Genomic DNA, 970 nt, shown 5'->3' with positions numbered 1-970 from the left:
GTGAGAGAGAATTAATCATGCTAGAGATTCAGGGATTGCGGAAGGAGTTCGTTGTTCGCCGCAATCATGTTGTGGCGGTCAACGACTTGACCTTCACGGTGGAGGAGGGCGAGCTGCTGGTCTTGCTCGGATCGAGTGGATGTGGGAAGACGACCACGCTGCGTATGGTCGCGGGGCTTGAGCAGGCTTCCGCTGGCCGGATCAGCATCGGGGACAAAGTTGTCTGCGACACGACGCGGCGCGTCGATCTCAGTCCYAACCGCCGCGACGTGGGGATGGTYTTCCAGTCGTTCGCYTTATGGCCGCATATGACGGTTCGCCGCAATATCGGCTACCCCCTTCGAGCCCGCGGGTTGAAGCAGGGCTTYAAAGAGGGCTGGATTGASGAGGCCGCCCGGATGGTTGATTGCACCGATCTCCTTGACCGGTATCCGGGCCAGTTGAGCGGTGGTCAGCAACAGCGGGTGGCKGTGGCGCGTGCGCTGGTTGCCCGCCCGTCCCTGCTGTTGTTCGATGAACCGCTGTCCAACCTTGATGCCCGTTTGCGTGATCAGCTGCGTAACGAGATCCACCAGTTGCACCAACGCGTCGGATTCACGGGACTCTATGTCACTCATGATCAGTCCGAGGCGCTGGCGCTGGGGGATCGGTTGGCGATCATGCGTGCGGGKCAGATTGAACAGCTGGGTCGCCCGCGTGAGGTGTATGAAAACCCGGCGACGGAGTTCGTCGCCGAGTTCATCGGTATGGGAAACTCCATCTCCTTGTACAAAACGCCCTCGGGATGGGCAAGCACCAGTGGACAGCTTGTTGGCCGTGTTCCCGATGTGTCGGCGGAAACGGCGAACCTGCGCGTGCGCCAACAGGCCATCCGGTTGGGCACTATCGACTCACTTGCCCCTGGAGAGATGGGTGTTGAAGGAGGCACGATTGCCGATGTCGAGTATGGGGGCGCCTCTGTCGATGTCGT

The 970-nt window shown here is 60.4% G+C and carries 1 protein-coding gene; it reads left to right on the top strand.

The annotated features are described in order from the left end of the window. Window positions 1-17: 17 nt before the first annotated feature. A partial coding sequence (locus AC1DD5_RS25680) for an ABC transporter ATP-binding protein (RefSeq protein ID WP_477523130.1) occupies window positions 18-970 on the top strand: 953 nt, incomplete at its 3' end.

Source organism: Paenarthrobacter sp. 10L420 (genome assembly GCF_056395385.1).
Note: the sequence above shows the minus strand (reverse complement) of the source record. Positions and strands in the feature narration are given on the sequence as shown.